This window comes from Planifilum fulgidum, assembly GCF_900113175.1.
Lineage (GTDB): Bacteria > Bacillota > Bacilli > Thermoactinomycetales > DSM-44946 > Planifilum > Planifilum fulgidum.
This window is the reverse complement of sequence record NZ_FOOK01000003.1, coordinates 147997-170279: the sequence shown is the minus strand read 5'-3', so window position 1 is coordinate 170279 and position 22283 is coordinate 147997. Positions and strand designations below refer to the sequence as shown.

Annotated in this window: 21 protein-coding genes; 2 read left to right on the top strand and 19 right to left on the bottom strand. The window is 56.9% G+C overall.

Annotated elements, in window-relative coordinates; all coding sequences use genetic code 11:
• Nucleotides 1-293: 293 nt before the first annotated feature.
• The 16 genes from BM063_RS02845 to BM063_RS02765 all read right to left on the bottom strand — a co-directional run bounded on the left by BM063_RS02845 (nucleotide 294) and on the right by BM063_RS02765 (nucleotide 16805).
• On the bottom strand, nucleotides 294-1628 hold the full coding sequence (locus tag BM063_RS02845; protein WP_092035805.1) for a helix-turn-helix domain-containing protein: 1335 nt from the start codon (nucleotides 1626-1628) through the stop codon (nucleotides 294-296).
• Nucleotides 1629-1723: 95 nt separating this feature from the next.
• Entirely contained in the window at nucleotides 1724-2080 is a 357-nt protein-coding gene (locus tag BM063_RS17170) for a hypothetical protein (protein WP_143085212.1), read from the bottom strand.
• A 1699-nt stretch (nucleotides 2081-3779) separates the two neighbouring features.
• Nucleotides 3780-4364, bottom strand: coding sequence for an RNA 2',3'-cyclic phosphodiesterase (gene thpR / locus BM063_RS02835; protein WP_092035803.1), 585 nt, complete (start codon nucleotides 4362-4364; stop codon nucleotides 3780-3782).
• 228 nt (nucleotides 4365-4592) lie between these two features.
• Nucleotides 4593-5114 carry a thiol peroxidase gene (gene tpx, locus BM063_RS02830; protein ID WP_092035802.1) on the bottom strand — a complete coding sequence of 174 codons (522 nt, stop codon included), beginning with the start codon at nucleotides 5112-5114 and terminating at the stop codon, nucleotides 4593-4595.
• Between the two features lie 27 nt (nucleotides 5115-5141).
• Nucleotides 5142-5384 (bottom strand): hypothetical protein, encoded by a 243-nt coding sequence (locus BM063_RS02825; RefSeq protein ID WP_092035801.1) that lies wholly within the window; start codon nucleotides 5382-5384, stop codon nucleotides 5142-5144.
• Nucleotides 5385-6105: 721 nt separating this feature from the next.
• Nucleotides 6106-6312 (bottom strand): hypothetical protein, encoded by a 207-nt coding sequence (locus tag BM063_RS02815; protein WP_092035799.1) that lies wholly within the window; start codon nucleotides 6310-6312, stop codon nucleotides 6106-6108.
• 60 nt (nucleotides 6313-6372) lie between these two features.
• A complete protein-coding gene (locus BM063_RS02810) occupies nucleotides 6373-6729 on the bottom strand; it encodes a hypothetical protein (protein WP_092035798.1) in 357 nt (118 codons plus the stop codon).
• Nucleotides 6730-6859: 130 nt separating this feature from the next.
• The gene (locus BM063_RS02805) at nucleotides 6860-7240 is read right to left on the bottom strand and encodes a hypothetical protein (RefSeq protein WP_092035797.1); all 381 of its coding nucleotides are present in this window, start codon (nucleotides 7238-7240) and stop codon (nucleotides 6860-6862) included.
• Nucleotides 7241-7434: 194 nt separating this feature from the next.
• A complete protein-coding gene (locus tag BM063_RS02800) occupies nucleotides 7435-8028 on the bottom strand; it encodes a cupin domain-containing protein (protein WP_177198943.1) in 594 nt (197 codons plus the stop codon).
• A 146-nt stretch (nucleotides 8029-8174) separates the two neighbouring features.
• A complete protein-coding gene (locus BM063_RS02795) occupies nucleotides 8175-8957 on the bottom strand; it encodes an SDR family oxidoreductase (protein ID WP_092035795.1) in 783 nt (260 codons plus the stop codon).
• 78 nt (nucleotides 8958-9035) lie between these two features.
• Nucleotides 9036-10085, bottom strand: coding sequence for an SIR2 family NAD-dependent protein deacylase (locus BM063_RS02790; protein WP_092035794.1), 1050 nt, complete (start codon nucleotides 10083-10085; stop codon nucleotides 9036-9038).
• Between the two features lie 330 nt (nucleotides 10086-10415).
• Nucleotides 10416-11450: a GNAT family N-acetyltransferase gene (locus tag BM063_RS02785; RefSeq protein WP_092035793.1), complete on the bottom strand. Its 1035-nt coding sequence runs from the start codon at nucleotides 11448-11450 to the stop codon at nucleotides 10416-10418.
• Nucleotides 11441-11710, bottom strand: a complete 270-nt coding sequence (locus BM063_RS02780; protein WP_092035792.1) for a hypothetical protein — start codon at nucleotides 11708-11710, stop codon at nucleotides 11441-11443. Before BM063_RS02780 ends, BM063_RS02785 begins: the two co-directional genes overlap by 10 nt.
• Before the next feature lie 82 nt (nucleotides 11711-11792).
• Nucleotides 11793-12707: a DMT family transporter gene (locus BM063_RS02775; protein WP_092035791.1), complete on the bottom strand. Its 915-nt coding sequence runs from the start codon at nucleotides 12705-12707 to the stop codon at nucleotides 11793-11795.
• A gap of 301 nt (nucleotides 12708-13008) precedes the next feature.
• A complete protein-coding gene (locus BM063_RS02770; RefSeq protein ID WP_092035790.1) occupies nucleotides 13009-14823 on the bottom strand; it encodes a hypothetical protein in 1815 nt (604 codons plus the stop codon).
• The gene (locus tag BM063_RS02765; RefSeq protein ID WP_092035829.1) at nucleotides 14823-16805 is read right to left on the bottom strand and encodes an efflux RND transporter permease subunit; all 1983 of its coding nucleotides are present in this window, start codon (nucleotides 16803-16805) and stop codon (nucleotides 14823-14825) included. Before BM063_RS02765 ends, BM063_RS02770 begins: the two co-directional genes overlap by 1 nt.
• Before the next feature lie 239 nt (nucleotides 16806-17044).
• Between BM063_RS02765 and BM063_RS02760 the strand changes: the two genes are divergently transcribed.
• On the top strand, nucleotides 17045-17605 hold the full coding sequence (locus tag BM063_RS02760; RefSeq protein ID WP_092035789.1) for a TetR/AcrR family transcriptional regulator: 561 nt from the start codon (nucleotides 17045-17047) through the stop codon (nucleotides 17603-17605).
• 194 nt (nucleotides 17606-17799) lie between these two features.
• Here the strand turns inward: BM063_RS02760 and BM063_RS02755 are convergent, their stop codons facing one another.
• From BM063_RS02755 to BM063_RS02745, 3 genes are all read right to left on the bottom strand, one after another.
• Complete coding sequence (locus tag BM063_RS02755; RefSeq protein WP_092035788.1) at nucleotides 17800-19275, bottom strand: sodium:solute symporter family protein; 1476 nt, start codon at nucleotides 19273-19275, stop codon at nucleotides 17800-17802.
• A gap of 3 nt (nucleotides 19276-19278) precedes the next feature.
• Nucleotides 19279-19437 carry a hypothetical protein gene (locus BM063_RS17520; protein ID WP_177198931.1) on the bottom strand — a complete coding sequence of 53 codons (159 nt, stop codon included), beginning with the start codon at nucleotides 19435-19437 and terminating at the stop codon, nucleotides 19279-19281.
• Between the two features lie 522 nt (nucleotides 19438-19959).
• Nucleotides 19960-21276 carry a sigma-54 interaction domain-containing protein gene (locus tag BM063_RS02745; RefSeq protein WP_092035786.1) on the bottom strand — a complete coding sequence of 439 codons (1317 nt, stop codon included), beginning with the start codon at nucleotides 21274-21276 and terminating at the stop codon, nucleotides 19960-19962.
• Between the two features lie 164 nt (nucleotides 21277-21440).
• On the opposite strand from BM063_RS02745, the gene ahlS reads away from it, so the two are divergent.
• Nucleotides 21441-22274, top strand: a complete 834-nt coding sequence (gene ahlS / locus BM063_RS02740) for an AhlS family quorum-quenching N-acyl homoserine lactonase (protein ID WP_092035785.1) — start codon at nucleotides 21441-21443, stop codon at nucleotides 22272-22274.
• Nucleotides 22275-22283 lie beyond the last annotated feature (9 nt).

The window sequence follows — 22283 nt, the reverse complement described above, 5'->3', positions numbered from 1 at the left end:
TTCTCCTGCGAACTGAGCAAAGCATACGGCACGGGACCTTCAGGGGGCACCGTTTCGAGGAAACCCTGACAAACAGTTCGGAAGCCTAATAGAAAACTTCTGAATCGGTGATTTTGCCCAAAAAAGGGCTGCCCTTTTAACCGGCAGCCGATTGCAAATTCCTTTTTTAGTTACATCATCATGCATGACCGGGATTGCTATGTTGCGGAGCAACATCAGCGACGGAAACAGCAGCGCTTGCTTCAAAGCCAACCCACGCAACAGACAGGATCGCAGCTGCGACAAACAGGAGTTTAACCCACTTCACGGCTCACACCTCCACTCTCACGATCAAGCTCCTCTTGTACTACAAACATCTTCTCCGTGCAACGCCGAAATTCCTCCTCGTCGATGTCTTTCCAGCACTGACTGAGCCTGAACCACGCTTCGTATTCCAAATCCTTCAAATTATGCCTGTTGGCCAGTTTCTCCACCCGCTGATAGTAAGGAATGGCCTCCCGATTCTTCGCCTGCAAGCGGTAAAAATCTCCCATGGAAATCAAAGCCTTCGTCAAGCGGGGAACATCGTTCAGTTCTTCACCTTTTTCAATGGCCTCTTCCAGAAAAAGCTTCGCCTGATCCCATTCTTTCAAATTCATATGCATGATTCCGATCCTCGTATATGTGGTGATAAACATTTCTTTCTCAGGAAACTTGTCCCTCAGTGACAGCACCACATCAAAGCACGCCTTGGCATTCTCCCAGTCCTTGAGATCCATGTAGATCGTGCCCAAAACGGTCCAAAGGTCAAACAGGCTGATCCACACCCGGTTCCTGCGGGCAATTTCAATCCCTTCCCGGGCATATTTCAACGCTTCGTCCAGAACGCCGCTCCGACGCAGCAGATCGGAACGGAGCCAGTAGAAACTGAGCACGGTTTCCGTCTGATCGATGCTTTTAAGCTCGGGCCACACCTTGTCCACAATCCGCAGGGCTTGAACGATCCGCCCCATCCGCTCCAGATAGATTCCTTTGTTCCGAAGGAGCACATATTTTACATGTTTCCGTTCTCCTTCCGGGTTAAAAGCTTCCATTCCCTCGTCCGTGAAATGGACGGCTTTGGCCATATCGTTCTGGTAATAGCTGTTGATACTAAGTTCGTTGTAAGCATCTGCCTTGATATTCATCCGCTCAGCGTGAGGATTCCCTTCACACAGGCGAATGGCGTTGGACAAAGCTTTCTCCGCCCGATTCCATTTTCGTTCGCTTAAAAAATATCTCCCTCTCAAAAAGTGATAATGCGGAGCGAAGGGATGATCATCTTCCAATTGCAACGCTTCCAACTTCTCCGCGGCCAGTTTGGTTTCGTTCGATTCGATCAGGCTTTCCACCGCCGTGAGCTGCAGCCGGATATCCTCCAGCTTCTTCTGCTCCCTGGTCATCATCTCCGGCAGCCGGTCCAGCGACAGGCCCAATTTATCGAGGACATAGTTCACCTTGTCCTTGCTGACGTGGGGAACGCCCCGCTCAATATTGCTGATGGTGGCCGGGGAAATATGTTCGTCGGCCAGATCCTCCAGGCGCATGCCTCGTTCTTTCCGCACCTTGCGGATCACTTCACCGATTTCCCGCATTTCCAAAGGATCCACTTGTTCCACCTCACCAGTCATATCATACTGAACATTTATATGATACTACTTTTATTCGGATTTGGAAATAGAAGGGGCTTAAAAAACAAAAAATTTTACATCCAAAAAATTGAATCTCCTTGCGGAATAGCACCGGCAAATCCCCCACTCTCGGATTTGTAGACCTCGTCCCGCGTGTCAGGGAGGAAGAAGTGATTTCCTTCCATAAAACAAAAATCAACAGAACCTCCCCTGACAATTCTTACGCCTTTTCTTTTGAACTGCAAGACAACTTTTCTTCCAATATTTCCTTGATTCTCCTTCCACACGCCGGCAAAAGAAAGATCCGGGCGACGCCCGCCAGACGGAACGCGTCCCCAATTCAGGGGGCCGGCACTGCAACAGCGGAAAACAAAGCTTGTCCGGCAAAAGGCCGCCTCATCCGATCCGAAGGCAAGAACGGCGAAGACCAAGGATTGTCCTTCCGGTAAAAAATCCCATAATTGATATCATACGGAAAACCACTCTTACACGGGAAATCGAAGAATGGAAAACCGATCTTCCACTTTTTCCATCCCCCTTCAGCCCAAAGGCCTCCACCGGCTCGTACATCGGCGTCTGATATAAATCGTGGCAGCTACGCTGTATTTTGATGTTTATCCGCTCATCAAACCTTGAAATAACGAAAGGCCGGGATCATCCCGGCGTGATGAAGGCTGGACATCATGCCCAGCCATCTTTTTGTGCGAGTTGAACATGTGGGGATGAAAATACCGTCTTCATGGAGGTGTTCCTATTGCGACCCATTTTGTTGTTGGCCACAGTTTTCATGGAACGTTTCAATCCTGATGTGACAAAAGGGGAACGGTTCGCGTATCTGGTGAGCCCGTTTCAAACCTCTTTACTGAGCGACGAGCCGTAGAGGAATTCTGAACAAGACGGGCATGAGTTTCGATCTTCTTTACTGAGGTGTTCTTATTGTGACAGTTAAAGGATTTTGGGAGTTAATGTTCAAAACGATCGTTTCAATCCTCTTTACGAGGTGTTCTTATTGTGACCTTTTTTCCCCTTTCGATCCACTGATCGCCATCATCCGTTTCAATCCTCTTTACCGAGGTGTTCTTATTGTGACCACCAATGTGAGGGATTATAAAATTATGGTTTCAGTGTTTCAATCCTCTTTACCGAGGTGTTCTTATTGTGACTGTGATCGGGCCACCGGGATCGGCTCCCGGGACCAGGTGTTTCAATCCTCTTTACCGAGGTGTTCTTATTGTGACGGCGGGCGCTGAATTCCTTGATGGGCTTGGACTTCTACGCCGTTTTGCGAACATCTCCTCCATTTAACCATATTTTAGGAAATCCGACGTTTGCTTCGGAAGCGGCAAAACGCCGTTTCCCCTTATTTGATGCGGGTTTCCGCGTTTGCGAACACCTCCGGGGTTTTTGCCGAAGCTCCCGGTGTTCGCAAAATGCACCTTTCATAGGCAAACCCCTGAAATATAGCCACAAGCCAATACATTTTTCCAGGCAGCCTGCAATTCGCGAAAAGAGACAAACCAATGGGCCGTGTATTTACAATATAACCCCCGGGAACAATTCCGTCAATTGAAAAAGTATCGTCGCCCCGCATTATCAGAAGCAGACAACGCACAACTTGGATGCAATCATTCCATTCATCCCGCGGCCCACACATCGCACACCATATTGTTCGGAAATGGCGCCCGGCCCGGAAGCGTTATCAAGATCCGACTGAACTCAAAAAGAACTTCCCCTTCCTTGCCATCGGGTTTCTCCCATACCCGGCGGTGTGACTCGCTCACCGGTTTAACCTCCATACCCCGGGGAAGGATATTTTTTTACCTCCCGAGGCCATTGGAAAAACCCCATCTCGAAACAGGGTGTAGGTCTTCGTCCCTTTCGCAGGCAAATCCCCAAACAAAAGCGAGAAAGCGGCGGCAAGCGAATAACCTAAACAAACTATGCAATCAAAAGTTTCGAAGACCTCAAATGAAGGGGATCGGCCCGAAGCTGCCATCGCGGCGGATCAACGGAAAGAAGCGATTGATGTTTGGATCCGGGTAAACCGAGAGAGTCCGAAAAAGCGGTCAAGCGATCGAAAGAGATCTTTCCGATCAGGCCGGGAAATTAAAATGAAAAAAAACCGGTTTTCTAAACTTCCTCATCCCCCTTGAGATCAAATGTCGCAACCGATTCATACATCGGCGTCCTTCCCAGATGGGAACGGTACAGAACGATCCGGCGCACCTCCCATTCCGGGCGGTCGGAATCATCCATCCACCGCGCCTCCAGCTCCGGAAGGGAGAAATTCCGCTGACGGCAGTTCCTGGCCAGCGTCAGGTGCGGCCGGAAGGGGCGCGACTCGGCGGGGAAACCGAGGGAGGACAGCCGGCTCACCACTTTCCGCTGAAGGCGGCTCAAGGCCTCCAGTTCCCCCTCCACTCCGCTCCAAAGAATCCTCGGCCGCCGGGGGTCGCCGAACAAACCGAGGGCACCGAGCTTTAACCGAAAAGGGTGCAGTGTCGGGGACAGCTCCCGCAGTCGCTCCTTCACCCGCTCTCCGGTCTGCGGGCTGCATTCGCCCAGGAATTGAAGGGTGATGTGCCAATCCCGGGGATCGACCCATTTGCGGAAGGAGGCCGCTTTTTTCAGTTCGCCGAGCCGAAGGGCGATCCGCCCGCGGACAGGATCCGGAATCGGCACGGCGACGAAGAGGCGCAGCTCTTCCGGATTCACACCATTCCCTCCTTACGGCTTCCTGAAGTAGCGTCGCATGCATCCCCATCATACCAAAACGGGCTGCAACTTTCCTCCGACGCGGCGAAAAGAAAATCCCCGGGACTTTTTTCGGGGACCGAGACTGCCGACAACCCCCTCGCTGGAACCCGGCGCCCGGCCTTGTTCTCTTCAAAATCATTCTGCCCCCCGAAAAAGTTTTCGGGGGGCAGAACGCATGATTTTCCCTTACGAGGCCGCCGCCTTTTTGGCCGCTTCGATCGCCGCCTCGTAGTTCGGATGCTGGGTCACTTCCGGCACATACTCGACGTATACCACCTTGTCGTTCTTGTCCACGACGAACACCGCCCGGGCCAACAGGCGCAGTTCCTTGATCACCACCCCGTAGGCGGTCCCGAAGGAGAGGTCGCGGTGGTCGGACAAGGTTTGCACCCGATCGACTCCGGCGGCGCCGCACCAGCGCTTCTGGGCGAAGGGCAGGTCGACGCTGATCGTCAGAACCCGGACTCCCTCCAGGGAAGCCGCCTCTTCGTTGAAGCGACGGGTCTGCTGGTCGCAAACGCCGGTATCCAGGGAGGGAACCACGCTGATGATGCGGACGGAACCCTTGCTGTCCGCCAGCGTTACCGGGGAAAGATCGTTGTCCAACACGGTGAAATCGGGAGCGGTATCCCCCACCTTCACCTCATTTCCCACCAAGGTGACCGGATTTCCCTTGAAAGTCACGACTCCCGTTCGTTCCTGAGCCATGCTTCATTTCCTCCTTTTCAGATTGTCCTACCGCCCTTTTTTCATCTTATCACAAGAAAGGCGGGAAACGGAGACCCAAGCCCCTTCACCGCTCCCCATCCCGGCCAGATTCGCCTCTTCCCGGCTTCCGTCAGGGAGGCGGGGGGACCTCGATAAATCCGCGATCCGGGTGGAGAAGGCTTTGGCCAGGCGAACATCGTGCAGGTTGAAGGAGATCCGGCTTTCCTCCCGATGATTGGCCAAGTGCATCCCGGTTTCGCCTACCGACACCGGACGGGTTCATCCCCGGGAATGATCCGGGGAAGAAGCATCAGCGCCCGCGATGGCCGCCCGCTGCTGACGGCCGCCTCCATTCCTTCGCCCTGCGCCGGCATATTGAAACTATAAAAATTGACCCCTGCCGGGGGCGTGCGAAAGCAGCATCTTGAACGGTAAAAACGCCATCCCTTGAAGGCGAGCCATCGCATATGTGCTCCTCTTTCGCGAAAAAAAAGGGTGCACCTTTCCCTCGACCCGCGCATAGGAGGCAGGCTTTCCCGTGGCGTCTCGCAAGGACAGGCAACCGACGTGAGGGAATCTTGAGATCAACCCGTCCCGCCGCCCGATTGACTGGGGAGTGGAAAACGAAGAAGAATGCGACAGGGCGACCATCGACATCCTTTCGCTGGGGTCGGGTTGCGGGCTCGCCTTGCTCCGCGAATGGCACCCGGGCCGGGCGGCCTCGCGGAAGGCTCCGCGGATGCCCGGATCAAAAATGCACGACGACCCTGTCGCGGCACTCGGCTAAGGGGCGTCACGGCCGCGACCTGTCAAGCCGCTTCCGCAGAAACTTCGTTGAAAAAAGGGAGCGGGAGAATCTGTGTTTCGCCTTCATTCCATTTCCAAAGAACCATTTGTCTGCCATCGATGACGCATAATCCCCCCGTAGGGCGCAAAAAAAGGCCGTTTTGTCCGCCCAAGGCAACCGGGACAAAACGGCCTTTGCACCGGATCACATGCTGCCCAAATCTCCGTATTGGAACAGGTACTTCCGCTCAAGGGCACTGACTTCCGTTCGCTGTCCGCTGTTTTGATCCTCCTCCTGGATAATCCTCTTCCACTCGTCGCGGATCCGCTCCAGTTTTTTCAGATACTGTTCCCGGGCCTGAATCGCCTCCTTCACCAGGCGCATGCGTGCCGGACTGATCGACTGTTCCATACCGGATTCCTCACTCCCGTTCGGTCGGCTGATGCTTTTTTCAAAGGCCCATCCCGCAGATCATACGGACACCATGTCCAATTCGCCGTCCCGCTTGGTGCTGAGCAACTGGTGCAGGTGGCGGTCATGCGGATCCCTTTTGAGAAGATGGCGGATCAGCGATTGTTCGACAGAGCGCATGACGAGCAGATTCCCGTTTTGAATCCCCGACTCCACATCATTCAACAGACTGAGGAAAAACCGCAAATCCTCCGCGCGGTTTTCGTCGCTTCCCGCGGCCAGCCGCTCCGCCATCCTGTCGATTGCGAGCTTCATCTCGTTCCGGACCTTTTTCATCAACGCGATGTTCCACTGGTAATGGTGCAGCAGGTCCAACGCCAGGAGCACGTGCCGCCATGCCTCCCGATCTTTGGCCATAAGCTCATCGTCTCCTTATACCGGGGAAGATCCCGCTGTTTGATAACAGCTTTATTATTTGTTAACTATTATAATACAGTCATCTTCCCTTTGGCAAGGCAAAATGTGAATCGGCTCCAGCTCCGAACCGTTATCCCCCGCTTCCCTGCCGGATCAGATCCATTCCCCATTGATGACGCGTCAGCAGCAGATGCCGGATGCAGCGGTGCCGCGGAAGTTTTTTGCTCATGTATTCCCGTAGGGATTCCTCGATGACCGGGACGGGGGACAAATTCCGGTTTCGGATGCCCCATTCCACATCCTTCAACAGCTCCCGATAGTGTTCGATATCGCGCCGGGCGTCCCCGCAGGGGCATTCCCTTTCGGCCAGGTGTTCCGTCAGGTTTTCGACGGCTGCCTTCAACCGATCCCGAAGCTTTTCCAGCATCGGCAAGTCCCAATGTTCGTGATGCAGCATTTCCCACGCGCTCAACCCGTGATTGTGGGCATCCAACCCCTTGTTTCCAGACATGGCGGCACCTCCCTCATCAATCTGTTTGATAACAGTTGATATATTTTTGTTTTAATATATAACAGATTCCCCTTGAAGCGCAAGTCGTTTTTTTCGAATCCTTTCGAAAGACGCCTCACAAAAACAGGGCATCCCCGGCTCCGATCCGAACCGGAAATGCCCTTTGCAACCCGCCAACCTTCGGTTCGCCGCCTTCAGCTCCGTGCGGCATATCTCAGGAGGCGAACCGGCTCCTCCGCGATCAATTCCACCTTTTCCCCGTCGAAAACGACAAGCCGTTTCCTTTTCCAATCGACAAACACTTTGAAGACCCCCGGTTCTTCCGGCTCCTCATACCGACCCTCCACAAGGACGGTTCTGAAGGAGGCATATTCCGAGGAAACAGCCACCTCATCCTCCACATGCACCTTGCGTTGATCCACGGGGACTTTCCGCACCCTCGAATCTCCGTCTGCGGGATAGGCCAAGCCGATCTTGCCCGGAGTGACAAACACCACCAAGCGTACCGGCTCGTCCCCTCGATTCAGATATCCGTGCAACACATTTTGCCAGCCGAAAACGAGTCCGCCCGGTTCCACCTGAATGGTTTCCCGGTTTCCCACATAATAGGTCAGATTTCCGGACAACACCAAAGCGCAGTCTTCTCCGGCCGTGTGAATGTGGGCTGCCAACCCTTTCCCCCGCGGGAAAACAATTTCGTACAACTCCGTCTGATTCCCCCGGCTGGCCAGGATCAATTCATTTTTGTACACGGGGAGCAAAGAATGAGAAAGTTCGATGATTTTCACCGTTTCTCCACCTCCGGCACGATCCCTTTTCAATCCCCGTCGGTTCCGCGGCAATACAAGCAGAGGGAAACCGCGGAGCGCTCAAACCCCCGTCCATCCACCGGGTTCAAAGCATCGCTCCCGCTTCGGCGGCCGGCCCTTCCCTTTCACCGCCGCCAAAATCCCCCTTCCGAGTGAATCACCTGCCCCGTAATCCATTCGGCTTCCTCCCCGGCGAGAAAGGCGATGAGCCGGGCGGCATCCTCCGGCTGACCGAGCCTCCCGGTCGGAAAGCGGGACAGGAGCTCCCGTTTCAATTCTTCGGTCATCCATCCCGTGTCCGTCGGGCCCGGATTGACGGCATTCACCGTGATCCCCCGGGAAGCGACCTCCACGGCAAAGGTGGAAGTAAACGCTTCGATGGCACCCTTGGTGGTGGCGTAGGCGATCTCCCCCGGCATCGGGCCGAGGGACTGGCCGGAGGTGAGATTGATGATGCGTCCTCCCCGCTTTCCCTTCCAGCGCCGGGCAAAACCGACGCTCAGCAGGACGGCGGCCCGGACATTCACCGCATAGTGAGCGTCCAGGGTGACCGCATCCAACCCGTCAACGCCGTCCGTGGTCGAGTGGGCGGCGTTGTTTACCAGAATCGACGGGGTTCGAAGCCGCTCCTCCACCCGGTCCAGCACCGCCTCGGGAGCGGACGGGGAAGACAAGTCCATCGCAAAACCTTCCGCACGCACGCCCTTGCTCCTGAGCTCCTCTTCCAGTTCGGCCGGATCGTCCCCCTCCTCCCGCATTCTTCGGTCATGGGGATGCCACACAAAAAAGATGTCCGCCCCCTTGTCCGCCAGGGCCCGGCAGATGGCCGTACCGATTCCCCGGCGCCGTCCCGCCCCGGTTACAACCGCGATGCGGCCGGAAAGTTCCCTTTTTTCCATGAAGCTCATCTCCCTATCGGCAAAAGGTGGTATACCGAAAAAACCGGCGGGCAGGAGCCTCTCCGACGGCAAGGCCTTTTTTTTCCGCTACTTCATCTCCTTCACCAGGCGATCCAGTTTCATCAGGGTTTTTCCGATTCTGGCGTGGATGACGTGGTGAAACCGGTGATCCCACTCGGTGACGCTCCCGTTGATGATCGCTTTCCGGCCCGTGGACAGCATCGGCAGCTGGTTGACGGGATACACCTCCAAACTGGTGCCGATCACCAGGAGGAGGGAAGATTCGCGGATGGCCCGGATCGCCCGGTCCCATTCCTCTTCCGGCAGCAGTTCGCCGAACAGCACGACGTTGGGGCGGAGAGGACCTCCGCACAGACCGCAGGCGTCCCCCCCGAGGAAATCCTCCAGGTCGGCGGGGCTCCCGCACCGATGGCAGCGGACCGTGCGGAGCGATCCGTGCAATTCATACACCTCCGGGCTTCCCGCCCGGTGGTGCAACCCGTCCACGTTTTGCGTGACCACCGCCCGAACGATGCCCTGCTTCGCCCACTCGGCCAGCACATAATGGCCGGCGTGGGGACGGACGTGCTCCAGATTCCGCAGGCGTTCCCCGTAAAACCGGCGAAACAGGTCCGGGTCTTTTTCCATCGTCTCCACCGTGGCCACGCGCCGGGGGTCGATTTTCCGCCACAATCCCGTCGATGAACGGAAATCCGGAATCCCGCTTTCCGTCGACATCCCCGCACCCGTCAGGACGACCGCATCCCGGACCCGGGCGATCACCTCCGCCAAACGGGGCAGCGGGCACTTCTCCTCCCAGACCCGGGGATCCGGCACCGGTTCATCGGGAAAGCAGGCCTGAAACCAGGGAACCAGCTCCGCGGGATCGGCCGCCCGCTGCAGGACGGCCCCCCAGACTTTCGATCGGAATTCCGGATGGACGGTGACCGGCTCGTACTCCTCCCAGGGATTTTCATCCAAAGTCAGCAGGGCGTCCAGCCAATCGTCCCATTCGCGTCTTTCCTCCTCTCCGCCGCGCTCCACCCACAGGCGCCACGTTCCCCGTTCGTCCCGTTCACCGGACAGCGTGATCGTCTCCGTCGGCCCCTCCACCTGCAACAGGATTTCCTTCGCCAAAGGCCTTCACCTCCCGAATCTCCCCCGCGGGGGAAAACGCTTCCGCTTTGATTTCATTTCCGCCGGCGCCTTTCAGCAAGAGAGGCGGATGTCCGGCGGCGGACATCCGCCTCCCAGTCTCCCCGCTCACGCGCTCACCATGGACCAAAGCGCCGTCGGCGGCGTTCTCATCTTCGCTCATCGGTTTCCGGAAACGGGCAACCGATTTCCTCTTTCAGCCGGACATCGGTCGCCACGCCGGAGAGGCCCCCCATGTCCCCGGATATGAACAGCCGGAAAGCCGGCCTTCATCTTCTTCGGGGCAACCGATGTCCGTCCACATCACACCCGTCACACCTGTTCCAGCCGCGGAGGCCAAAAAGGGAGCGGGAGAAGCTCTCTCAGACGGCGGGCATGCGGCGAATATCCCAGAGCCGCCTCCACATCCAGGGGACCAAAAAGGGCCTGAACCCAATTCCATCGGTCGGCCCGGATCACATTCCCTTCCGCGCCGGCCGGCGGCGCATCCAACCGCCGAACCCTCACGTCCCGACGGTTCCAGACCATCTCCACGGCTTGCGATCCGCCCACCTTATCTTCCATGACCAGCACCAGGGAATCCGCCCCGGATCGGAAACGGGTCTTCCACCAAGGGGTGTACGCCGTGAGCAGTCCCGCCAGATCGTGAATGCGGATCATTCCCGCCGGGCTGAGAAACTGCCGTTCCGCCCGCTCCCACAGCCGCCTCTCGAAACCGCTTAAACAGGGGCTGACGAGCGCCTGCAGGCTCCCGCTCCCTTTTCGCATCAGAAAGCCGAGAAGCTGCAGCGCCAGCCGGGGATCCCCTGCCACCTCATACAGTTTGCCCCTCGTTCCGCCTTCCTCCTCCGGGAGAAATCCATCATCCAGATGAGGGCCCTCCCAATCTCCCGCCAGCGCATAGGCGGCGTCTCCTGCCCGTTCCACATAGTAGGTATGAACCCCCCGGCGGGAGATCATCGCCCTCTGCGCGGAAAGGGAGCGCAACGCCCGTCCCAGATACCGCTTCTGAACGGCCAACAACCGCTCGCAAAAACCCGGGACAAGCTGCGTTGACGCCCCGAGCCCCGCAACGTGAACCACTTGTTCGTCGCTCCACCCGGGATCGGGAAATCGCCTCCGATGAAGAACCAGTCCCAGCCTCCGCCCTCCGTCCTCAAAGCCGAACCGCCGATAGCGGTGACGCATCCCCTTTAAAAGGCTGAGGGGAAGCCGGCGCCGATCGATGTCATCGATTCCCTCCCTCAACAGGGCGCTCATCAGGCCGCGGCCCCGCCACCCGGGGAGGGTGCAGACTCCCGTCACCCCGGCACACCGGAGGGAAAAGGGACCGACATTCAGCTCCATCGCGGGAAAGCCCGCCGCGGCGACGATTTTCCCCCGGCCACGGCGACCTGCCAGGCGGAGGGTTGAAATTGATCCGGCGCATAAACATGCCAAAAACGCTCCTCGATGCGGCCCGGGCGATGGCCTCCCGGAGGCGCGAAGCACGTCTCAACCACCTCCAGGATGGCTTCCCGATCCTTCTCGGTCGCCCGTCGAATTTCAGCGCCCGGCGGCAAACCTCCGCCCTCCGGGATCTCCCGCTGCCGCCCGCCCCAGTGCATGGATCTTCACCTCCGAAAAGGACGCTCAACAAACCCCTTCCCCTTCGGACGGAGACATAAGCCAGGCGCATCTTCGGAGGGGTCAAGCCGATTCCCGCGCCGGCCGCTCCGGAGAGGGGGCGGTCCGCTTCGTCTTAAGAAACACGGCAAGTCCCGCAAGGGTCAAGGCCCCGCCGAGCGCCTGGTAATCGGTGATGCCTTCCCCCAGCAGCAGATAGGCGAGAAGGATCGCTCCCACCGGTTCCCCCAGGATGGACATGGAGACGGTGGTCGCCCCCACCACCCGAAGCAGGCTGTTGAACAACAGGTGTCCGAAGACGGTGGGGACGACGGCCAAAAGGAGGAAGATCCCCCATTCCCGCGCCGGATAAGCGGTCATCCCGATTCCCGCCGCCAGGTTATATGCGGCCAAAACCCCGGCGGCCGTCAAAAAGACGAGAAAACTGTACACATGGGAAGGGATGTGCGCACACAGCCTTTGGCCGATCAACATGTGGACGGAAACGGCCAGAGTGCCCAGCAGGGAAAGCACATCCCCGTACACCGCCTCCCTGGAGAAACCGATATCCCCCCACCCGATCAGGACCGTTCCGGCCAGGGCCATCCCCATCCCGAGCAGGGCGGCTCCGCCGGTCCGCTCCCGAAACACCGCATAGGCCCCGATGGCGACCAAAACCGGCTGAAGGGAGAGGACGATCATCGAACTGGCCACCGAAGTGTGGCGGAGGGATTCGATCCAAAACAGGAAGTGCAGCCCCAAAAACAGTCCCGACAAGAAAAGCAGTCCGCCGTCCACCGGCTTGATTCTCCGCATTTCCCGGCGGACGGCCCTCCCCGTGAAGGGAGCCATCAGCAACACCGTAAACAGCAACCGGTACATGCCGAGGATCGAAGCGGGGGCCTCCGACCACTTGATGAAAATGGCGGAAAAAGAGATCGCGACGATGCCGACGATCAGCGCCGGCACCGGAGCCAGGTTCCAACGGCCGATCTTCATCGGACAAATCTCCCGCTTTTTTATCCACGCCCGTCATCGGGCGAAAAGCCGCGAATCCGGAAATGCGTTTCACCCATGATTGTAACACGATTCGTCTGAGCCGACAGCCCGCCAGCCTTTCATCGCTCCCGACCCGGGAAAATGCCGCGGCACAGGCCGTCCTTCCATGAACCGGACCGGGAGGTTGCCTCCAAATATCCCATCCGGACAAACGCTCCTGCGGCCGGCACAGAGACCGGTTTCCCACAGGACGGCAAAGCCCGGGCTTCGCCCGGGCTAAATCCATATACATCGTCGGGGGTCAGCCTCTGAACAAATCCAAAAACCGGTCCCAAAGACCCCTTTTTTCCCCCGCCTTCGTCCCGCCTTTCGGCTTGGCTTCCTCTTTTTTGATGCTCTCGGTTTTCAGGATGAATTGCACGGAATCCACCCTCTTGTTTTTGGGGGAAACAAAGGAGACGGGATCAAAGTCCGAATGATCGTATTCGCTTATCATCCGATCGATTTCCGATTGCATTTGATCCGGCAAATTTCGGGTCGACCGGGCCAGCTCCGATGTGCCCCGGTGCAATTCGCGCACGCCCCTTTGAAACTGCCCGGTTCCATCCTTCATCTCCGCAATCCCGCCGTGCAAACCTCCGTAGGCTTCCGACAATTGAGCCACACCGCGGGTGTAATCGACCAGCCCGGAATGGAAGGCGCCGTACTGCTTTGAAAGGGATTGAAGTCCCTGCCGCAACCTTATAAGCGACTCATCCGGCCGGGTTTGATCCGGGCTTTCGCCCAGTCGGCCGGCGATGACTTCAACGGACTTTCTCATCTCCCGGACGGATTTGGCAGCCTCTTCGAGCGCCGGATTTACCGCCTGGAAGCTCCCCTTTACGTCGCTATAGGCATCCTTGGCGGCACGGGCGGCGGTGTACGTCCGAATCAATTGATCGACGACCCGGGGGTCGGCCCCGCTCGCTTTCAGTTTCCGCATGTCCTCCCCGGAGATCTCATCGGCGGGAATCGCCGCGATCGACCGGTCCAATGCGTCGCCGGCCTTCGCATATCGATCCTTCAGCGCACCCAGGGACTGTTCGGTTTCCCTCAGCCCCCTCACCATGTCCGCAAGCCCTTGTTGCAGTTCCTTCAACCGGCCCGCATCGATCTGATCCGCACTTCCTTCGAGGGACCGGCTCAGTTTCTCCAAGGCGTCGCGGATGGACTCGGATCCTTTGATCAATTCTGCGGAGCCCTGTTCCAGTTTCTGAAGCCCCTGCCGGTACTGTTTCGATCCCCCGTGCAACCCCGCGACCCCTCGATGAAGTTCCGCCATCCCCCCGTTCAGTTCTTCCATGCCCGCATCGATTCCCCGGATCGCATCGGACAGGGACTTCATCCCGTCCGTCAGATCGCCGGTTTCGGGAGTGTCAACGGACAGGGCCGGCGGGATGCCCGTGATTTCGATGCTTTCCACTTCCAGATCCCGGACATCGGCTTTTGCGACAAAGCTCGCTTCTTTCCCGGGCATGGCGGTGAACGTCACCCGTTGGTTCTTGCCCGCCTCGGCGACCGTTCCCCCTTCCGCCTCGATGTTTCGATAGATTTCCGGATCCAGAGTGAGGGAAATCTGCAGCATGTAATTCTCGAAAAAGGGGTTCTCTCCCGCCTGTTCATTGGCTTTGGTGCGAATGCGGATCTCCAGCTTTCCGTCTTTGCCCGGCAGTTGCGCAGGGGACACGGTCTTCCCGTTCAACCGGTAGGAAATGTCGATGTCCCAGGGCAGCGGCCGGTCCTTCAGGGTCCCCTGATAATAGAACAAGTCCCTTGAAGCGACAAACCCGACCCGCTCGCCCTTCAGTTTTATCTCGGTCAAGTCGGTCAAATTTTTTACGCGGGTGTAGGGTCCGTAATCGGTGATCTTCCCCGGCCGCTCGACGGAAAACTTGTTGACGACATAAATCTCTTTTTGGTCGCCGTCGGCCTCCAAGATGGCATACACGACTTCGCTTTTCCCCGAATGGACCCCCTTTCCGGGGGAGTCTGCGCCCTGATCCATCGCCATCGCGACGGGCGTCGACACCAGCAGAAGGAGGGCCATAAGCAGAACCGCCGTCCGTTTGCGCTTCATCACCATCCTCCTTTCCCCGGATAAAAGTTCGGCCGCAGGGTGGTCTTTTCAATCACCCGGTCAAAAAGGACCAACATCGCGGGCAGGACGAGCACGACCATCCCGAACGCCAACAGCGCCCCTCTTCCCAGCAAAAGCCCGATCGACGACACGATGGGATTGCTGGAAGTGAAGGAGAGAATGAACCCGACGGTCGACAGAATGGACGCGGGCGTCAAAATCGCAAACAGCTTGTCGTTGAGGGCGTTCTTTATCGCCTCCGTCGCCGGCATCGACTGCCGGAGGTTCCGATAGGTGTCCGTAAGCAATATGCCGTAGTCGACGGTCGCAGCCAGCTGCACCGTGCTGATGATCAGATAACCGACGTACACCAGGGATGAATCGGTGAAGTACGGAACAGACAAGTTGATCCAGACCGACGATTGGATCGTCAGCAGCAGGATGACCGGTATCGAGACCGAACGGAAAGTGAAGAGGAGCACGAGGGCGATCGAACCCACCGTCAGCAGATTCACGAGGGCGTTGTCCTTTTCCACCGTTTTTTTGATGTCATACAAGGTGACGCTCTCCCCGAGCAGATGGACCTCGTCATAATACGATTCGGCCGTTTTTCGAACCTCATCGATCAACGAAAAGACTTCCTCCCCCTCGGAATCGGTCTCCGCGTTCAGAATGATGCGTGCGTAGTTGTCCGAGTAAAAGGATTTCGTCGCCGATTCCCCCAAATACTCGGGCGGAAGGACCGAACCGACGGTGTTTGCATAGGAGGAGACGCTCTTGACGAGGGGAAGCTGCTCCAGGCGCTGGACGAGTTTTTCTTCCTTTCCCGGATCCCCTTTGGGGACGAGCAAAATGATCGAATTGTTTTCCCCGAACGCTTCCCGGATCGCCGCCGCATCCGCGCCGGCCCGGGTGGTCTCCGGCTGCTGGCCCAATCCGTAGACAAAGGAGGTTTGACTCTGGGCCAAAAATGCCGGCACGATCAAAAGCATCAGGACGATGAAACTGGGAATCCGGAGTTTCAGCACCCGCTCCCCGAACCCCTTCAATTTCGGAACGAGGGGCGGATGCTGGGTGCGATCGATCCACTTGTAAAACATCAGGGTGAAAGCCGGCAGAAAGACGATGACGCTGAGAAAGCTGAGAACGATTCCCTTGACCAGATTCAAACCCAGATCGGCGCCGATGCCGAATTCCATAAAGGAGAGGGCGATGAAGCCGAAAAAGGTGGTGGATGCGCTGGCAGCAATCGCGGGGAAGGATTGTTTGACGGCCCGCCGCATGGCTTCGTCGGGATCCGATATCCGTTTGCGATAACCGGAAAAACTGTGCAGCAGGAAAATGGCATAATCCATCGACACCGCCAATTGCAAGATCGGCGCCACCGAATGGGTGACAAAGGAGATTTCGCCGACAAACACATTGGCTCCCATGTTAATGAAAACGGAAACGCCGATGGCGATCAAAAAGAACAGGGGTTCAATCCAGGAGGTCGTGGATAAAACCAAAATCACGATGAGGATGGGGATCAACAAAAGGGTGGCATTGAAGGACTCCTGGCCGGCCATTTTCTGGGAAACCGCCGTATCGACGGCCTGACCGGCTACGGCATTTTCACTACCTATCAGCTCGTAAATTTGGTCGACCGTCTCGACTTCTTCCCCCTCGCGGATGTGCAACAAAAACAGCGCCGTTTCATTTTTGTAATAGGGCTCCACGAGATCGGGATCGGCCGTCTCGAGGGGCTCTTTTACATCGATCACATCATCCAGCCAGGTGACTTCGGTGACCCCGTCGATCGCCTCCAATTTCTCCTTGTACGCCAAAGCTTCGGCGACGGAGACGTGATGAATCATCACCCGCGCATTGGCGGCCGGTTCATCGAATTCGCGTTCCATCAGATCGACGGCCCGGGTCGATGGGGTGTCCTGGGGCAAATAGTCGGCCATATTGTAATTGACCGAAACGGCCAAATGCGCCATCGCCCCGATCAACGCAAGGATGATGCCGGAAATGACAATCGCCTTATTGTGTTTTACAATTTTTGCGGCAAAGTCTATAAGTCTTCATCCTCCCTTGATCTCATCCTCTGAACACCTTAATATTTTACTGGACACCGTGTCGGAAATACAACATACAGTTTTATAAGTTCTGTCGATTTTTCAACACTTTTTGTATTCGTGTCGAATTTGACGAAATATTGGTATAAAGGAGGGCCGGCATGCGCAAAAAGCTGGATCGGCGCAAAAAGTACACGCGCAAAGTGCTGAAGGAAAGCCTCATCGCCCTGCTCGCCGACGACAAGCCCATTTCCGCCGTCACCGTCAAGGAAATCTGCGAAAGGGCGGATATCAATCGCTCCACCTTTTACATGCATTTTTCGGACCCGTATGACCTGCTGGATCACATTGAATCGGAAATCATCGAAGACATGGTCGCCCATTTGAGCCATTACCGTTTCACCATCGAAGAAGAATCGCTGAAGATGACCCAGAAGCTCTTGGAATACATCGCGGAAAACCGATTCCTTTTCCAAACCCTCCTGGTCAAAAACAAGGACCCCGCCTTTGAAAAGCGGTTGATGGAGGTTGCGCGGCGCTTTATGATGAGCACCGTTTATCATATGAACGAGGCCGACTCGAGATATTTGAGCACCTTCGTGGTCAGCGGCGCCATCCATGTGATCAAGGATTGGCTCGAAAACGACATGGACCTGCCTCCCGAAAAAATGGCCGCCCTGATCAACCGCTTCGCCAACCACGGCATGTCCCGCCTGTATTGATGCGGGGCATCCCCTAAGACCCCGCAAAAAAAGGGCTCCGCATTCGGCGATCGGCGCCGCATGCGGAGCCGCGGATTTCTTTCGTGCCGCGCGCCCCAGACATCCTGCGTATGGCCGCCTGCCCGGGCAGCCCCTTCCGAGGCGGCCAAACGGGAGGGCGGAAACCGGCTCATCATGCGGAGGCCCCGCCCCTGTCAAAACGCCCCCTTCTCGCGGATCCACCGGCGGATGTCGCCGACAAAGCGCTCCGCCTTCGCTGCAGGCGCCTCCGTGACGAGACTGACGACGACAAACAGGAGCGTGGATGCGGCAAGCCCCCAGATGCCGGAGGCGAGCCCCAGGGGCTTGATCCTCGTCAGCTCCAGGAAGATCACCAGCAGTCCTCCGACCACGACGGAGGAGAGAACCCCGGCCGCCGTTCCCCTTCTCCAGAAAAACGCGCCGACAATGGCGGGCACCATCACCAACAGTCCCGCCGAAGAAGAGACGGACAGCACGGCGATCAAATCCAACTGCAGCTCGGCAAAACCGTAGGCCAGAAGGGCGATCAGCGGAATCACCCAGCGCCCCACCCGAAGCTGTTGGGCGGAGCTTTCCTTCCTGCCGAGATTTCCATAGACATCCCGGGCCACCAGGGACGACAAGGTGAGCAAAATCGAATCAATCGTCGAAATGGCGGCGGCCAAAATCCCGATCATGACGATCACCCCGAGCACCGGGGGAACCAGGGGGGAGCTGAGCAGGGTGGGAGTCGCCAGATCCGGATTCTCCAGATCCGGGGATTGGACGAGGGCCGAAAAGCCCCACAAAATGGCCACCAGGGTATAGATGAGGCCGTATCCGAGAAAGAGAAGAAGCATTCGGCGCATCTCCGCCAGGGAGGACAGCATAAACAGGCGCTGGCTCACCTGGGGATTGGAAATGCTGAAAAAGAACCAGGGCAAGGTGAGCCCCAGAAAGGTGGCGAAGCTGAAAAAGCCGTTCCCCGGCACCGTCAGCCATTCGGGATAATCGCGCTCCAGGGCGGAAAACAGACTGTCAAAGCCGCCCAATCCCTGGGCGACAACCCAGACGACGCCGACGGAAGTGACGATCATGATCAGCGCCTGAAAGGCATCCGTCCAGGCGACGGAGCGGATTCCCGCAATCAGGGCCAGCGCGATGGCCAGCACCGTTGCGATCAACGCCCCGGCGGTGAAGGAAACGGATCCGCCGCTCATTCCCGACAAGAGGTAACCCACCCCCGCCAGCTGAACCGAACTGTAGGGAATGAGAAAGAGGCAGCTGGCAACGGCCGTCACGACGGCCACCGCCCGGCTTTCATAACGGTCCCCCAGCATCTCCGAAGGGGTCACATAGCCGTACTTTTTTCCCGCCATCCAGAATCGGGGGCCGAAATAAACCACCAGCACCATTCCGGACAAGTACACCAGCTCAAATCCCAGCGCCCCCACTCCTCCCTGATAGGTGAGGCCGGCCAACCCCACCAGCATGAAGGCGCTGTAGGTCGTCGCGCCGTAGCTGAGCGCCGACAACACCCCGCTCATCGCCCTTCGCGCCAAAAAATAGTCATTGAGTTCCTTTCGCATCCCTTTCCGGGACATCAGGGCGATGGCGACCACTGCCGCGACGTAAACCGCCAATCCCGTCCAGACAAGCGTCGGTTTCATCTTTCATTCCCTCCACTCCGCAGTGAGCCAGGCCATGACGAAAATGGCAGCCAGGGCAAAGAGAACCCAGTAAAGGCCGCTTCCGTACCATTTGGGCACATCCGTCAGGACCGTGTAAGGTATCAGATACGCAGAGAGCACCAAAATTCCCATAAGTGCCAATCCGACAGTCCCTCTTTTATCCACACTCTCACCTCGCTTTTTATTCATTATAGCCTTAACGAAGGGGCGACTTCCGGTCTGTGTTCACCGTGGAGTGGAATGTCGGGGAATAAACCGCGCCTCCGGGGTCGATCCGAGGACAAAAAGGCCGCAAATCGGCGAAGAGCCCTGCAGGACCGAACAGGGACGGAAGGAAAACTCCCACGGCATGATGATGGGACGAGGCAGCGGATCCCATCAATGGGGAATTCCACACCGCGCCGGGGGAACGGGAGCTCGATCCCCTTTCTCCGGGCAACGCCGGCCGAAACTCACCCGGGATGCCGGAAGGTGAATAAAAAATTTCGGGAGCGCGATATACCGACCGCTCCATTGCCAGCGGGCGGAATATCGCCTCCCGATTCCCATAATTTGAACTTATCAGCGATCCCCGCATACACAGCGCGAGCGCCACGTTTCCGGGGATGGAGGCCTTTTGCGCTTCTCTATCCGACCATCCTTCCTCGATGCCGTTTTGAGATATCATCCCTTCAGTTTTCGAAACAGCGTAGAGCGATCGATATTGAGAACTCTTGCAGCATTGCTGACAGATCCCTCCTGCTGGATCGTCTCCCGGATAATCCTCTTTTCTATCTCCTTCATCCGGCTTTTTAAGTCTTGAACCGGTTTCGGCCGGTTTCCAAATTTCTCGGCGATTCTTTTAATGTCATCCGGACTTACCCTTTCCCCAGCGAGGACATACAGTTTCTGCATGAAATTTTTGAGCTCCCTGACATTGCCCGGCCAGGCGAACTGCTCCAAAATCGACACATCGCCCAACTCTTTGGATATACCATACTTTTCAATCAATTGTCTCCAAAACAAGCGGGCCAGGGGCTGGATATCCTCTCTCCGTTGACTCAAGTCGGGAAGGTGGAGGCGGATGCCGTCGATGCGATGGAACAGGTCCGCTCGAAATTGTCCCTGCTCGACCAAAGCGGGCAGATCCTTATTCGTGGCGCAAATGATACGGATATCGATTTCCCGCTCCTTGGTCTCACCGATGCGGCGAATCCGCTGGTTTTCCAGGGCGCGAAGCAGTTTGGCCTGGGTCTGGAGCGGCATATCCCCAATTTCATCCAGGAACAGGGTGCCCTTTGATGCAGCTTCCAACAATCCCTTTTTTCCCTGTCTCTGCGCTCCGGTAAAAGCTCCCGGACCATAGCCGAACAATTCGGCATCAAGCAGGTCGTCGGACAAAGCCGCACAGTTGACCCGGATGAAGGGCCCGTCCGCCCGCCGGCTGCGCTCATGAATCCACTGGGACAGCACTTCTTTACCGGTTCCCGTCGCCCCTAGAATCAGGACGGGGATATCAAAGGCTGCGGCCTTTTCCGCATCCGCCAGCACCTCTTTCATGAGCGGGCTTTCACAAATGAACGTTTTTTGAGCGTCTCTCCCCTCAACCGAATCTCCTTTGCGGGGTTGGACCAGGGTGATGACATAGTGGAGAAACCCATCCCCATCCAACACTGGATTTCCGGTGGCAGTCACCGAAACCTTGTTGCGGATCCGTTGTCGGATCTTTTCCGACCGCATCGACTCCAGGACAAGCAGCGTTGCCGAATGATCGAAATACCCCTCCCGAACCAGCTCATCCACTCGCCTTCCCACCAGCTCTTCCCGGGGCACGCCGCTGATCCGCACATAGGAATCGTTGACATAGAGTGTTTTCCCCTGGTGATCCGTCACATAGACTCCCAAGGATGTCTGCTGGAAGATGAACCCATCACACCTCCCACCCCATGGCACCTGCAGAGGGTATCGCTTCGGATCAGAGACGCCCTCAGAAAGTGGCATTTCTGCACCTCCCGTCGCAGTTTTGCAACAATCTTCGCATAAAAACGCTTCCAAAACCCCTCAGCTCAGGCGGGCTTCGGTTGGCATGTCCTTTGCTTCAATGATAACAGCAGAAAGGACGGGGATAAAATAGCCACCATACCCATGGAAAGGAAGGGGATAAAATGGCCAACACAAAATTGTATGTCCTAGATAATGGAAGGATGAAAATGGACAAAAACTTCATGGTCGCCATGCACAATCCGGCCACGGTGGACAACCCCAATCCGCCGGCGGAATTTGTGGAATTCCCCATCTACACGGTGTTGATTGATCATCCCGATGGAAAAATCCTCTTTGATACCGCCTGCCATCCCGAGGGGATGGGCAAACAAGGTCGCTGGCCGGAGTCCGTGCAGAAAATGTTTCCTTACTATGCCGATGAAGCCTGTTATCTCCCCAACCGGTTGGAACAATTGAAGGTTCGTCCCGAAGATATCAAATACGTCGTCGCCTCCCACCTCCATCTGGATCACGCCGGTTGTTTGGAGATGTTCACCAACGCCAAGATCATCGTCCATGAAGACGAACTGGCCAATACGATGAAGAGCTACGCCATCAACAAAAATATGGGTGCCTATATCTGGGCGGATATCGACGCCTGGATCAAAAACGGACTGGACTGGCATCCGATCAAGCGAGACGAACAGGAAATCCCTCTGGTGGACGGGGTGAAAATCCTAAACTTCGGCAGCGGACATGCATGGGGTCTCCTGGGTCTGCATGTCAATCTCCCGGGTACGGGAAATATCATTTTGGCTTCCGACGCCATCTATTGCTCGGAAAACTACGGCCCACCCATCCGCCTGCCGGGAATCATCTACGATTCCGTCGGATATGTGAAAACGGTGGAATACATCAAAAAATACGCGGCCAGACACAATGCCCAGGTGTGGTATGGTCATGACCCCGAGCAATTCAAGCAACTGATAAAGTCGACGGATGGCTGTTACGAATAAGGAGGGTTC